This window comes from Candidatus Saccharibacteria bacterium oral taxon 488 (genome assembly GCA_010202845.1).
In the GTDB taxonomy this organism is placed as follows: domain Bacteria; phylum Patescibacteriota; class Saccharimonadia; order Saccharimonadales; family Saccharimonadaceae; genus Nanosynbacter.
On record CP047921.1, the window covers coordinates 549,061 to 560,846 of the forward strand.

Below are 11,786 nucleotides of genomic sequence, written 5' to 3' on the forward strand. Positions count from 1 at the left end.
CATGAATCAGCACATACGAGACTTAGCAAAAATTTTAGCTTCAAATCCGCCGCGCGTGGTATTTCCTGAGGGCGATAATCACATCATCCAGCAGGCAGCGCGCGCACTAGAAGAAAGTGGTGCGGTGCAGCCGGTGCTGCTTGATGGGAAAGAGGACGCTATCAGTCGCGGTGCGACGATGCTAACGAGCGGCGAGGCTGACGTTATGGTGGCTGGGATTGATCATCCAACGAAAGACGTGCTGCGAGCTGGACTCAAAATTGTTGGGCTGGCACCTGATATTCGGTATGCATCCAGCTTTTTCGTGATAGACATTCCACAGTTTCAGGGTGGCGAACAAGGTTTATTGCTCTTTGCCGACTGCGGCATGAACATTCAGCCAAACGCCGAGCAACTGGCGGCAATTGCTGTGGCTTCAGCGGGTAGTGCAGCGTCACTTGGCTGGGAGCCGCGCGTGGCTATGTTGTCATACTCAACGAAAGGCAGCGCTGGTGGCGACAGTGTCGAGCTCGTCACGCAGGCACTACGGCTCGTCAAAACAGAGAGACCCGATATATTAATTGATGGCGAACTGCAATTAGACGCGGCAATCGTCCCGGCTATCGGCCAGAAAAAATCACCGGACAGTCCGGTTGCTGGCAGAGCTAATGTCCTTGTTTTCCCTAATCTTGATTCTGGCAATATCGCTTATAAGCTAGCCGAACACCTGGCTGGCGGCCATGCATACGGGCCGATCTTGCAGGGTTTTGCTCGGCCAATCAGCGACCTATCTCGCGGCTCCAGCGTTGATGATGTGATTGGCGCCACGCTTATTACTGCCAGTATGGCGCGAACTTCATAGAAACCAGCTACTGCGCGATATACCACTGCGCAAATTGATGCCATTGCTGCAGCGTGTCGGTTCTGACCGCCAAGCCTTGGTCGCGCCGATCAAACACCTCGGACATCGTCAGGCCGTTACTACCATCCATCGTAATAATCTTGTTAACCGACGCACCACTCTTGCCACGCGGCGGAGCGACAAACTTCCCCGGCTGATCAAAGATAAACGTCTGTAGAGTATGCCCGTCGTAATAAGCAACAATGTCATGGAGAATAATCTGCCAATCATCTTTGTCGCGTAGCAAAGCTAAAAAATCTTCGGGCATCAACCAGTGCGCGATATCTTTCATGTAGCCACCCGGAAAGCCACCGAGCGCGGGCACTTCCCAATTACTATCGTTGACAACAACCGGCTCGCCAACCTTCTCGTACGCTGCCCGAACCTTAGCCTCGGTAATTTTTAATGGATCACGGTGCTGGATCTCATCAATATCTAGATTAATAATCTCCACCGCTATGTCGTATTGGCTAAGCGTGGCCGTTGCTTCCTCAATTTTACGCGGATTACCAGTGACGAGATTGATATGTTTTGTCATGGGGTTTATTATAGCATTTCTTATTTTAGTGTAGCCGTAGCACTGGTTTTGCCATAGGGAATCCTTCGTCAACCAACCTCACTCAGCGCCTTTATAATATCCTCATCCCGTGAGACCGCACGAACGTTTGGTAGTTGTAAAAACCATTTCGGGTTATCATGAACAACGACCACTGGTTTACCAAGCGCTATCGCCATGCCAACTTCGTAGCGTGCGCTCTCCTGGTCGGATTCCCATAGATACACCAAAACATCGGCAGTGCGAATGGCCTGAACCTCATCTTCTGGGCCGAAATTTGTCTCGTCGTCTTTGTAATTATAATACCAATTGCACGGAATGCTATAGCCGGAGGCCTCTAAAGTTGCCGCCACGCGATTCGCCCTGTCGAGATTTTTGCCAGCTAGGTAGATCACTTTCATATATAAATAATAGCATGTGTTTATTCAAGTGTGGCGAGAAATTGGCGGACGACATCGATTGGCTTGAATAAGCGGTACGTCTCAGCGTCCTCATCTGGCGTTAATTCGGCACGAGTTTTACCCTCGTAGCCATCCGGGCAAAATATTTTATCCCAGCCAAAGCCGCCATCGCCGGCAGGGTGCTTGGCGATGACGCCACCAAGTTCAGCGCGGAATAGTTTGACCTGCTCGCCGTCACAATAGCCAAACACACATGCCGCCACTGCCGATCGATCGCCAAAGCCATCAAGCATCCGGCAAAGATTCTCTAAACCGTTCGGCGCCTCCACAAAAAACTTAATAAACGGACCCGGCAGTCCTCCCAATGCTGTAAACTCAAGCGCCACATCCTCAATCAAAACCGGACATTTGGCGATTTTATACGCCTGACGCACCTTATGCTCAACGACTTCCTCCAAACTAGTTGATTGAATCTCTGCTAAATCAACCGCCCGATGTTTCAGCGGTAGACCTAGCATGCGCGATAAATAATCTGCTTTGTGCTGATTGCCGGTGATAAAAGTGATTGTCTTCATCACGCTTACACCTGAGCTTTGGAGTTTATTTTCTGAAATCGCGGCACAGATTTCCCGTCCAGTACTATTGTTTCCGTAAACATACTGACGGGGCGGGCGAATAGTTCATATTCATTTTCATAGAGAGGTCGATAGATCACCAAAAGATCTTCCGTCTCAGTTTCCAATGCGAGGCCGATCACCTTGTATAGCTTGCCTGATTTGCTGTGCCGGTATACACCCTTGCTAATCCTCGTACAATGGCTCTGCTCTTCGCTATCCACTGTTTCTTCATGATACTTCCCTGGCTGAGCACGCAGTACTTCCACCCATCTACTGTCATCCGTAAAATCATTGTATTCAATATAGTGCCGATTATCAAAACCGCCATTATCCTGCTTTTTATGCACCATCGCCTCCTGGACTTGCTCTATAGAAAAGCCAAAGGCCTGGCGCAGCGCGTCAACGACTTCTTGCAAATCAGCCAGCTCTTTGAGCGATTCATCACGCTGACTATCATCCAGCGGAATCTCATCTACCTCCTCGTGAACCTTGCGGAGCAGCTCGCGGCGAAACGCTTGCTTGTCTAATGTCCGGTACTCCGTATGCAAAAATTCTGGATCATCCAGGCACTTTTTTACCACTTTGTCGCGAACTAACTTTTGTAAGTAAAATCGGATCATCTAGTTACCTCCGTTGGGTTAATGTTTCGACGCCATCTTCATAAACCAATTCGCCAATCTCAACTTCGTAAATATGCTTGTCGTTACGAAACGCAAAAAATCGGACGGCTTTATGTTGCTGCCAGGCTTGAACTATTTCCGCCCGCACACCATCAGCGATGTCGCCAAATACCCACAGCTCATCAGCGCGCGCCACCAGCGTATTATTGGCGCGCCGCACCGTGTCACGCTCCACCGCGTCGAGTAGAAAATAGTCAAAACTGGTAAACGGATTGATTGGCACAACGCCTTGCTCAAGCGCAAATTTCGTTACGAAAAATCTCATGTAAAAATACTTCTTGGACATCGCCGTAAATATAACCGTGTCGGCGGGTTTGATGGTGAGGGCGCGATGTGATTGCTGAGTCATGGTTATTACCTCCGTTATCGTATAAGCTCTAACAATGTTTGTTCATCAATAATTTTGGTGCGGTATTGTTCGGCTTTTTTCAATTTACTGGCGCCAACTTTACCGCCCGCTACCAAATATGTTGTATCTTTTGCAACAGCGGTTTGGAAGGTGCCGCCAAGATTACGGATTTTTTCAGCAGCAGCATCACGACCCATCGACTGCAGGGTGCCGGTGATAACAAAACTTTGGCCAGCCAGGCGGTCAGATTTTTGGCTAAACTGCGGCGTCACGCCCAAGTCAGCAAATTTTTCGAGCAGCGTCACATTGTCTTCATCAGCAAACCATGCCACAATTGACTCGGCAACAATTTCACCCACACCATCCACTTCGCGCAGCTTATCAATGGTCGCGCGAGACATAGCCTCAAGACTCTCAAAGTGGTTTGTCAGATCAATTGCCGTCTGCGCGCCGACATGACGAATGCCGAGGCCGAACAAAAATCGTTCCAACACTGGCTGTTTTTTAGCAGCAATGGCATCAATGAGTTTTTGCGCAGAAATCTCAGCGAAGCGCTCCAGCTGCAGTAAATCATCTTTCGTCAACTTGTAAATATCCGCCAAGTCATTAACCAGCCCAGCCTCGACCAGCGCCTCGACATTTTTCTCGCCCAGCGTATCAATATCCAGCGCGCCTTTGGAGGCAAAGTGCGCCAGAGACCGCTTCAAAATCAGCGGGCCACTCAAACCTTTAACGCGGTACACCGCCTCGCCTGCTGGCCTTACAAATTCTAGCTCTGGATATTGGCGAGCCAATTCTGCCGAGTAATCAATCGGCTTAGAATCTGCCGCCCGCAATTCTTTCAGTACGGCTTGTACTTGAGGGATTATGTCGCCCGCCTTAAAAATAACCACCGTGTCGCCGCGGCGCACATCCAGCCGAGAAATTTCATCAGCATTATGCAGACTAGCGTGCTGCACCGTCGTACCGGCCACCACCACCGGGTCGAACACCGCTACTGGCGTGGCCGCACCGGTTCGACCGATGGAAATGACGATATCGCGGATGATGGTTGTAGCTTCTTCGGCGGCAAATTTATACGCCACTGCCGCTCGCGGTGTTTTGCCGACAATACCCAGCTCGGCAAACTGTCGCCGGTCGTTGAGCTTGATGACCGCTCCGTCGGTGTTAAACTGCAGTGACTGACGCACTTCATCCAGATGATCAACATAGCTCATCACTTCATCCAAGCCATAGACAATTTGTGTCTGCCGACTAGTGGTGATACCCAGCTCGTTCATCATTTGATAGCCAAAGGCAATCGTCGGCGTGTCCTCAAGGTTGTCGCGAATAATGTCATAGCCAACAAAATTGAGCGGACGCTCTGCCACCAGTTTTGGATCAAGCTGGCGAATCGTCCCCGCCGCCAAGTTACGCGGATTAGCAAATTCTGGCTGACCGGCCGCTCGCCGACGCTGGTTTAATGCTGCAAAGTCGGCCTTGTGCATCACAATTTCACCACGAATCTCCGTTCGACCGCGCAAAAAATGAGCAAATCGCTGGTTAGCGCGCAGGATTAGCGGCACATTCTGAATCGTCCGCACATTCATGGTCACATCTTCACCAACTAGTCCGTCGCCACGCGTCACGGCCCGCGCCAGCACACCGTCCTCATAAATTAGCGCGCAGGCCAGGCCATCCATCTTGATATCACACAAAAATTCTTCAGTGATGTCACTACGCACTTTGTGCATACGCTCTATCCACGCCGCAACTTCTGCCCGGTCAAATACGTCCTGCAGCGAAATCATTCGCGTTTGATGCTGAACCTTAGCGAATTTACTGAGCGCTTTTCCGGCCACCCGCTGGGTTGGGCTGTCTGGTGTAACGAGTTCAGGAAACTGCTCTTCTAGTTGCGACAGTTCGTGTTTCAGGCTATCAGCCGCCGCCTCGCTCATGATCGATTCGTCGAGCACATGATAGTGATAGCGATAATCATTGATCAGATCTCGCAGTTTGACAATTCGTTGCTCGGCCGCCTGCCTATCAAGCTGGCGCACTGTCATCAGCGACGACCTTTCGGTAGAATAGATAGATGTAGCACGCCGAGGCAACAATCGAGAACGCCACTAACATCAACGCCACGAGCGGCACCAGCGGCAGCCAGTTCAACGCCGGTATCACCGTTTTGAGTGCACCATCAATCGTAATGACCGGAATAAGCACCGCCGCCCAAACCACGGCGAGCACCAGCAGCAGCCACATTAATCGCAGCAAAATTCGCATCCGCCGCCCCAAGACAACATCCGAGGCCAGTCGCGCCGCTTCTAGTGGATACATCCCCGGTAGGGTAATAATTACCATAGCGAACAACGTACTCGTCAGCCAATATATCGACAAGGTGACGATTAATATGGTGGCGCCGGCCGCCAACATCAACACCACCGTCTGCTGCAACATGCCTGACGTGTCCGCCGCTCCATAAATAATGACCGCTATCGCTGCTGGTAATAATTGAATGAGCGCGATAAACACTAGGACCGACAGGGCGATGACCGGCGCGCCCGCATTATACAGCCCATCGCGAATCTTTGGACGCTTACCGACAATTACGCCGCGAACCAGCCAAATTGTCGTCAGCCATATATACAGCCCGATCAGCGCGCCAATAACCTGCTGCGACGATGCTACGCCACCCGTCGAACCACCGAGCTGATTGGTAACCACGCCAGCAAATAGCATCAACGTCGGCACAATAGTGCCCAGGGCGCCCCCCTGATTCGTTCCATTGATCGTATCCCTTAGCTGCTGATATGTGTCTTGCGAAATCAACCCCGACAGCAACACACCCAGCACCGCGTATATCGCCGTCAACCCAACGAAGATCCGCCAGTGCTTTCGCATCAGTTGCCATGCTTGTTTGGTCAGTGCAAAGTAGCCCGGTAACTTGAGTGAACGACGATAGTCACGCCGCTTGGTCACTCGAAAACTACGGTGCGGCCGACGGCGGAGAAAGGCTTGGCGGCGCTGCGTTAGTCGCTGCCAAGCCTTATTAAGCCCCTCTTTTAACGATACTGTTTTCTTTGTCGCGGCGCGACTATCTGCTTTTGAAGTTGCTCGTTTACGCCGCGTGGTGTGTTGTTTTTTGGTTGACTTCGTCATGATTACATCTTCGTTGCATTACTTCGCAGACGTGCGATTCGATCTTCTAGTGGCGGATGGGTGCTAAATAACTTTGAGAAAAAGCCAGGACGCAGCGGATTATTCATAAACAAGTTCGCTGTTGAAGTACTCTGCCTGCGCATTGGCCGACCATAACTTTGTAATTTCTCCAGTGCCATCGCCAACCCCTCCGAGTCGCGAGTCAAGAGCGCGCCCGAAGCATCCGCGAGATACTCGCGCTGGCGGCTGACTGCCAGTTGCGTAATCGTTGCTAAAATCGGTGCCAAGATTACTACTATAATACCCACGATGTAGACAATCGGGCTGGTATCCCCGTCATCATCATCGCCATATATCATCATCCGGAGTGCGATATCAGCAAGCAACCCAATAGCACTCACCAACCCAAAGGCAATCATACTAACGCGAATATCGTAATTACGCACATGACTCATCTCGTGCGCCATCACCGCCTCGAGTTCGCGCTTGTCCATAATTTCCAACAGCCCAGTAGTCGCACCGACGATAGCGTGCTTTGGATCGCGGCCCGTCGCAAACGCGTTTGGCGCTGGATCGTCAATAATGTAGACTTTTGGCATCGGCATGCCGGAAGCAATCGCGAGGTTTTCTACTACTCGCCACAGCTCCGGCGCATCCTTCTTTTCAATCTGCTGCGCACCGCTCATCGCCATGGCCAATTTACCAGCGATATAATATTGTAACCACGCATAAAGCAGCGCACAACCGACAATGATCAACGACAATGAATAGTTCCGTAGATACATACCGACCAGTACACCGATTACGCCGATAATCGCCACAAACACTGCCATGATCAGCACGGTGTTTCGCTTATTATGAGAAATTGCACTATACATGTAGTTATTATACCAAAAACCGCCCGCCGAAAACAGGCGAGCGGCCTAGTTCAGGCAAAGATTATCCTGCCTTAGAATTTCACCTCGACTGGATTCTCAACACTTGCTCGATCAGCAACCTCAAAGAATTCTTTTGCCTGGAAGCCGAACATGCCGGCAACCATGTTAGCTGGGAACCTTTGAATCCTTGTGTTCAAATCGCGAACGCCGCCATTATAAAAGCGACGCGATGCCTGAATCTTATCCTCAGTGTCAACCAGTTCTTGCTGTAGCTGCAAGAAGTTCTCATTAGCCTTCAGTTCCGGATACGCCTCAGCGACAGCGAACAGGCTCTTTAGGGCACCCTCTAACATATTCTCCGCCTGAGCCGTATCAGCCACGCCTTTGGCACCCATAATAGCCGACCGCGCTTCAGTAACCTTTTCAAATACTTCTTTCTCGTGCGTGGCGTAGCCCTTGACTGAGTTAACCAGGTTTGGAATCAAGTCAGTCCGGCGTTTGAGCTGGACAGTGATATCACTCCATGCTTCCTCGACGCGGTTACGCAGCGTCACCAGTCCGTTGTACGTACCGATCAAAAACGCCACGATCAGAACGATAACGACACCAACGATAATTAAGGTTATTATTACTGCATCCATGTTCTATTCTCCTTATGGTTAGTACCTTATACACATAATTATACCATACACACGAGTCGTATAGTGGCAAAATCATGCCAACTCATTGTTGACACGCAGCGCATCATAGTCGTATACTTATTCATATAAATCATATTTATATGAAAGAAAGGAATTATATGACAAAACCAAAGAGTAGACATGCTTGGACAGTCAAGGTTGGCGAACGCGGGCAAATTGTGATACCCAAAGAGGCACGAGATATTTTTAATATCAAGCCTGGCGATACACTTATCATGCTCGGCGACAAGCAGCAAGGAATTGCTATTCCGACTAAGAATAAAGTCATTGATACAATCACCGCCGTACTCAATGATACGGAGATGAAATCATGAATGCAATCACTGCGACCAACTTAACAAAACGCTACGGTGACTTTGTCGCAGTCGACAGCCTTAATCTATCAATTGAAAAGGGTGAGTTATTTTCACTACTTGGTGTCAATGGTGCGGGTAAGACGACATTGATTAAAATGTTATCTTGCTTAAGCCAACCAACACAAGGTGATGCTATTTTACTCGGCAATAGTATTACCGAAAAACCTCAGGCAGTCAAACAGATGATCAACGTTTCACCACAAGAAACTGCTGTAGCTGGTAATTTATCAGTCCGCGAGAATCTCGAACTGATCGCTGGACTCTACGGACAATCTGCTCATAACGCCAGTGAGAGCGCCTCGCGTATGGCAAGCCAATTCAAGCTCGAAACTGTCGAACATAAAAAAGCTAAGCATTTGTCTGGCGGCATGCAGCGACGCCTGTCGATCGCCATGGCGCTCATCTCAAATCCAAAAATATTATTCATTGACGAACCAACGCTAGGTCTTGATATTTTTTCGCGCCGTGAGTTATGGGGGGCAATTGAGTCACTCAAAGGTACAGTGACGACGCTGCTCACAACCCACTATCTCGAGGAAATTGAAGCATTGTCTGATCGTGTCGGCGTTATGGCGCGCGGCAAGCTCGTGGCGATCGGTACAGTAGCAGAACTGCAAAAACAAACCAATACGCACACTCTCGAGGATGCGTTTGTCGCACTTGTAGGAGGTATTCGATGAGATCATTACTATTTGCTAAACGCTGTACAAAAGAAGTTGTACGCGATCCGATCAATCTATTCTTTGGATTAGTCTTTCCACTCGTTTTGCTTGGACTGCTCTCTATTATAAATGCCAGCATTCCCGCCGAAGCCAATAACACTATGTTTGCCATCAGAAATTTGGCACCAGGTATCGCAATGTTCGGTACGGCATTCCTAGCACTATTCTCAGGCATGCTCCTAGCAAAAGACCGAACCTCGTCATTCCTGATGCGTCTGTTTACCTCGCCTATGACAGCCCGAGATTTTATCATTGGATACACAATTCCGATGATTATCATTGCTACCATGCAGGCAGTGATTACCCTCGTTATCGCCTGCTTTATCGGGCTCGACTTTTCAGTGCATATTATTGGGGCAATCGTTATTACAACGGTAACGTCGCTTCTATTTGTTGGATGTGGGTTATTCTTCGGCAGTCTCATTAACGAGCGAGCAGTTGGCGGTATATGTGGCGCCCTGCTCACCAATGTCGCTGGCTGGCTGTCGGGCGTATTTGTCCCGGTTGATCTCATCGGTGGTGGTTTTAAAATGGTTGCGGAAGCACTGCCATTTTACCACAGTGTTGCCGCCATTAAAGGCAGCATTGAGGGGAATTGGCAAGTCATCACACCACATCTACTGATCGTTTTGTGTTATACCACCGTTATCTTCACACTCGCTATCTATATCTTTCGGCGAAAGATGACCGGACGAAACACCTAATTTATCTGGGTCTGGCACCCTAGAATTCAACTATTCATAACGAAAGCCGCCTTTTATCGGCGGCTTTTGTAACAATTGTGGTGCGCGAGGCGGGAATCGAACCCGCACGACTTTTGGTCAAGGGATTTTAAGTCCCTCGCGTCTACCAATTCCGCCACTCGCGCGTATTTACCATTATTCATGACGTCAAGCCCCCTGCAACATAATTTTAAATATTATGTAGCTAGCACCCGCGTCTACAACAATTATACTACATTTTCTGGATCATAAAAATGATCTAGCTGAGCATCTAGCAGCGCCCGCACCTCATCATAATATCGACCAACAACAGGATGTCTCTGGGCCTTTTCGCGATGCGGTATCATATGATACTGGTACGCTTCACGAGTTGTGCGACAATGATGAGCATACTCACCTCCATCAAGATAGTCATAGGCAACCGGCATAAATTTATCAAGCGCATAGACGAAACATGCTTCTTCGCTAGAAAAAGATTCGTATTCCTTAATCGTTTCAGCGATCCATGGCATATATGAGAAATCTGATTGAATACGCTCCAACGCTGCTGCCTCACGAATTTTTCGCTCAGATGAATTTGCCGCCTGGCTATCCATTGCCGATACATCACCCGAATAGACCTCTACAACATCATGAACAATGGCAAATTGGGCAACTTTACCAATATCTAATTTCGGATTAATCTGCGGAGCGAGCGCACACGCTAACAATGCTAAAGCCCAGGAATGTTCCGCATCATTTTCCCTCAGTGGTGATCGTTTTGGCGGCACGATATCACGATGAATATAATACATCGGCACGATTAATGAACTAATCAGCTGGAGTATATGCTGAACATTTGGAGGTCGTTTCATAGATTTAGTATACTATAAGCCATGAAACAAATAGTACACATCCACGATGGCAATACATTTAATAATCGTACACGATTATCTTAAGACGCTTTAAAATGATACTGTCACGACTCTACACACCGAAATGGCGTAAATGGTTGACCTAAACATAAATGATACTGGTCTTGTTGGCCGACATGCCAAACTCGATTTACTGTTTCAAAAATTATTCTATTCAATTAGACAAACTGTCTGTAGATTATCCTCATTTTACATACTACATCTAAAGTGCCGTTATCCAAAAACATATTCCGGCTATAAGTGAAATTGGAGTCATTACATATTTTTCTTTCTTACTTTTTGAAATGATGTTCATAATAGTATTTAACGATAGATAAGCGGCAAAGAAGAAGCAAATATATTTAGTAACCGTAAAAGACAACCACAAGGAAATAAAACCTCCGGCTTGCAAAATAATTATCATGGCAAAAATTTGGATAACCACTGAAATAACTGCCGCAACCCTCAATTTCTTAGGTAAGATTTTATGTTGTCCGCCCATGGTAAATTCGCCCAAAGGCAAGCCGCAAGCGACAAGAACTGTCATAGTTGCTATAATTCCAAATAATACTGCACCTAATATTGAAAACATAAATCAATATTCTCCCTTCGCAAAATACAAAAATTCAGTTGCAAATTCAACTTTATTTCACTCAATATTTTCACTTATATTATAGCTCCCCAAGAGAGCTTTTATCGACAATCCTGGAGGCACGTACGAGAGTCGAACTCGTCTAAAAGGTTTTGCAGACCTCTGCGTAACCGCTCCGCCAACGCGCCGCTCTGTTACATTTGGTGCGAGCGAGAAGACTTGAACTTCCACGAACTTGCGTTCACTAGCCCCTCAAGCTAGCGCGTCTACCAATTCCGCCACGCCCGCATGACCACTT

At 48.4% G+C, this 11,786-nt stretch carries 15 protein-coding genes and 3 tRNA genes; 4 read left to right on the forward strand and 14 right to left on the reverse strand.

Features of this window, described 5'->3' with window-relative positions; genetic code table 11:
- Position 1 precedes the first annotated feature (1 nt).
- Positions 2-841, forward strand: a complete 840-nt coding sequence (locus GWK78_02870; GenBank protein QHU93953.1) for a phosphate acetyltransferase — start codon at positions 2-4, stop codon at positions 839-841.
- Between the two features lie 7 nt (positions 842-848).
- Here the strand turns inward: GWK78_02870 and GWK78_02875 are convergent, their stop codons facing one another.
- The 9 genes from GWK78_02875 to GWK78_02915 form a co-directional block, all read right to left on the reverse strand.
- On the reverse strand, positions 849-1,418 hold the full coding sequence (locus tag GWK78_02875) for a hypothetical protein (protein QHU93954.1): 570 nt from the start codon (positions 1,416-1,418) through the stop codon (positions 849-851).
- Positions 1,419-1,486: 68 nt separating this feature from the next.
- Positions 1,487-1,837 (reverse strand): hypothetical protein, encoded by a 351-nt coding sequence (locus tag GWK78_02880; protein ID QHU93955.1) that lies wholly within the window; start codon positions 1,835-1,837, stop codon positions 1,487-1,489.
- A 20-nt stretch (positions 1,838-1,857) separates the two neighbouring features.
- Positions 1,858-2,415 carry a non-canonical purine NTP pyrophosphatase gene (locus GWK78_02885; protein ID QHU93956.1) on the reverse strand — a complete coding sequence of 186 codons (558 nt, stop codon included), beginning with the start codon at positions 2,413-2,415 and terminating at the stop codon, positions 1,858-1,860.
- Between the two features lie 2 nt (positions 2,416-2,417).
- Positions 2,418-2,642: a DUF1653 domain-containing protein gene (locus GWK78_02890; protein ID QHU94272.1), complete on the reverse strand. Its 225-nt coding sequence runs from the start codon at positions 2,640-2,642 to the stop codon at positions 2,418-2,420.
- Between the two features lie 436 nt (positions 2,643-3,078).
- Positions 3,079-3,483: a hypothetical protein gene (locus GWK78_02895; protein QHU93957.1), complete on the reverse strand. Its 405-nt coding sequence runs from the start codon at positions 3,481-3,483 to the stop codon at positions 3,079-3,081.
- A 14-nt stretch (positions 3,484-3,497) separates the two neighbouring features.
- Positions 3,498-5,528, reverse strand: coding sequence for an NAD-dependent DNA ligase LigA (gene ligA / locus GWK78_02900; protein ID QHU93958.1), 2,031 nt, complete (start codon positions 5,526-5,528; stop codon positions 3,498-3,500).
- A complete protein-coding gene (locus GWK78_02905; GenBank protein ID QHU93959.1) occupies positions 5,509-6,624 on the reverse strand; it encodes a hypothetical protein in 1,116 nt (371 codons plus the stop codon). The genes ligA and GWK78_02905 overlap by 20 nt, the downstream gene beginning before the upstream one ends.
- A 2-nt stretch (positions 6,625-6,626) precedes the next feature.
- Positions 6,627-7,502 carry a M48 family metalloprotease gene (locus tag GWK78_02910; protein ID QHU93960.1) on the reverse strand — a complete coding sequence of 292 codons (876 nt, stop codon included), beginning with the start codon at positions 7,500-7,502 and terminating at the stop codon, positions 6,627-6,629.
- A 71-nt stretch (positions 7,503-7,573) separates the two neighbouring features.
- Positions 7,574-8,143, reverse strand: coding sequence for a LemA family protein (locus GWK78_02915; GenBank protein QHU93961.1), 570 nt, complete (start codon positions 8,141-8,143; stop codon positions 7,574-7,576).
- A 158-nt stretch (positions 8,144-8,301) separates the two neighbouring features.
- On the opposite strand from GWK78_02915, the gene GWK78_02920 reads away from it, so the two are divergent.
- From GWK78_02920 to GWK78_02930, 3 genes are read left to right on the forward strand one after another with little or no spacing between them, the layout of a single operon-like run.
- Positions 8,302-8,517: an AbrB/MazE/SpoVT family DNA-binding domain-containing protein gene (locus GWK78_02920; protein ID QHU94273.1), complete on the forward strand. Its 216-nt coding sequence runs from the start codon at positions 8,302-8,304 to the stop codon at positions 8,515-8,517.
- Positions 8,514-9,239 carry an ATP-binding cassette domain-containing protein gene (locus GWK78_02925; protein QHU93962.1) on the forward strand — a complete coding sequence of 242 codons (726 nt, stop codon included), beginning with the start codon at positions 8,514-8,516 and terminating at the stop codon, positions 9,237-9,239. The genes GWK78_02920 and GWK78_02925 overlap by 4 nt, the downstream gene beginning before the upstream one ends.
- Positions 9,236-9,985 (forward strand): ABC transporter permease, encoded by a 750-nt coding sequence (locus tag GWK78_02930; GenBank protein QHU93963.1) that lies wholly within the window; start codon positions 9,236-9,238, stop codon positions 9,983-9,985. Before GWK78_02925 ends, GWK78_02930 begins: the two co-directional genes overlap by 4 nt.
- Positions 9,986-10,063: 78 nt before the next feature.
- On the opposite strand, the gene GWK78_02935 is transcribed toward GWK78_02930, so the two are convergent.
- The 5 genes from GWK78_02935 to GWK78_02955 all read right to left on the reverse strand — a co-directional run bounded on the left by GWK78_02935 (position 10,064) and on the right by GWK78_02955 (position 11,776).
- A tRNA-Leu gene (locus GWK78_02935) sits at positions 10,064-10,149 on the reverse strand.
- An 81-nt stretch (positions 10,150-10,230) separates the two neighbouring features.
- Entirely contained in the window at positions 10,231-10,857 is a 627-nt protein-coding gene (locus GWK78_02940) for an HD domain-containing protein (protein ID QHU93964.1), read from the reverse strand.
- Between the two features lie 262 nt (positions 10,858-11,119).
- Complete coding sequence (locus tag GWK78_02945; protein ID QHU93965.1) at positions 11,120-11,488, reverse strand: hypothetical protein; 369 nt, start codon at positions 11,486-11,488, stop codon at positions 11,120-11,122.
- Between the two features lie 114 nt (positions 11,489-11,602).
- A tRNA-Cys gene (locus tag GWK78_02950) sits at positions 11,603-11,676 on the reverse strand.
- Positions 11,677-11,689: 13 nt separating this feature from the next.
- Positions 11,690-11,776 (reverse strand) — tRNA-Leu (locus GWK78_02955).
- Positions 11,777-11,786: the final 10 nt, after the last annotated feature.

What these genes read in the sequence shown, in the direction of transcription:
- GWK78_02880 (QHU93955.1), bottom strand. Translation starts at nt 1,837, where the DNA reads ATGAAAGTGATCTACCTAGCTGGCAAAAATCTCGACAGGGCGAATCGC.
- GWK78_02925 (QHU93962.1), top strand. Translation starts at nt 8,514, where the DNA reads ATGAATGCAATCACTGCGACCAACTTAACAAAACGCTACGGTGACTTT.
- GWK78_02870 (QHU93953.1), top strand. Translation starts at nt 2, where the DNA reads ATGAATCAGCACATACGAGACTTAGCAAAAATTTTAGCTTCAAATCCG.
- GWK78_02945 (QHU93965.1), bottom strand. Translation starts at nt 11,488, where the DNA reads ATGTTTTCAATATTAGGTGCAGTATTATTTGGAATTATAGCAACTATG.
- GWK78_02940 (QHU93964.1), bottom strand. Translation starts at nt 10,857, where the DNA reads ATGAAACGACCTCCAAATGTTCAGCATATACTCCAGCTGATTAGTTCA.
- GWK78_02930 (QHU93963.1), top strand. Translation starts at nt 9,236, where the DNA reads ATGAGATCATTACTATTTGCTAAACGCTGTACAAAAGAAGTTGTACGC.
- GWK78_02920 (QHU94273.1), top strand. Translation starts at nt 8,302, where the DNA reads ATGACAAAACCAAAGAGTAGACATGCTTGGACAGTCAAGGTTGGCGAA.
- GWK78_02895 (QHU93957.1), bottom strand. Translation starts at nt 3,483, where the DNA reads ATGACTCAGCAATCACATCGCGCCCTCACCATCAAACCCGCCGACACG.
- ligA (QHU93958.1), bottom strand. Translation starts at nt 5,528, where the DNA reads ATGACAGTGCGCCAGCTTGATAGGCAGGCGGCCGAGCAACGAATTGTC.
- GWK78_02905 (QHU93959.1), bottom strand. Translation starts at nt 6,624, where the DNA reads ATGACGAAGTCAACCAAAAAACAACACACCACGCGGCGTAAACGAGCA.
- GWK78_02910 (QHU93960.1), bottom strand. Translation starts at nt 7,502, where the DNA reads ATGTATAGTGCAATTTCTCATAATAAGCGAAACACCGTGCTGATCATG.
- GWK78_02915 (QHU93961.1), bottom strand. Translation starts at nt 8,143, where the DNA reads ATGGATGCAGTAATAATAACCTTAATTATCGTTGGTGTCGTTATCGTT.
- GWK78_02875 (QHU93954.1), bottom strand. Translation starts at nt 1,418, where the DNA reads ATGACAAAACATATCAATCTCGTCACTGGTAATCCGCGTAAAATTGAG.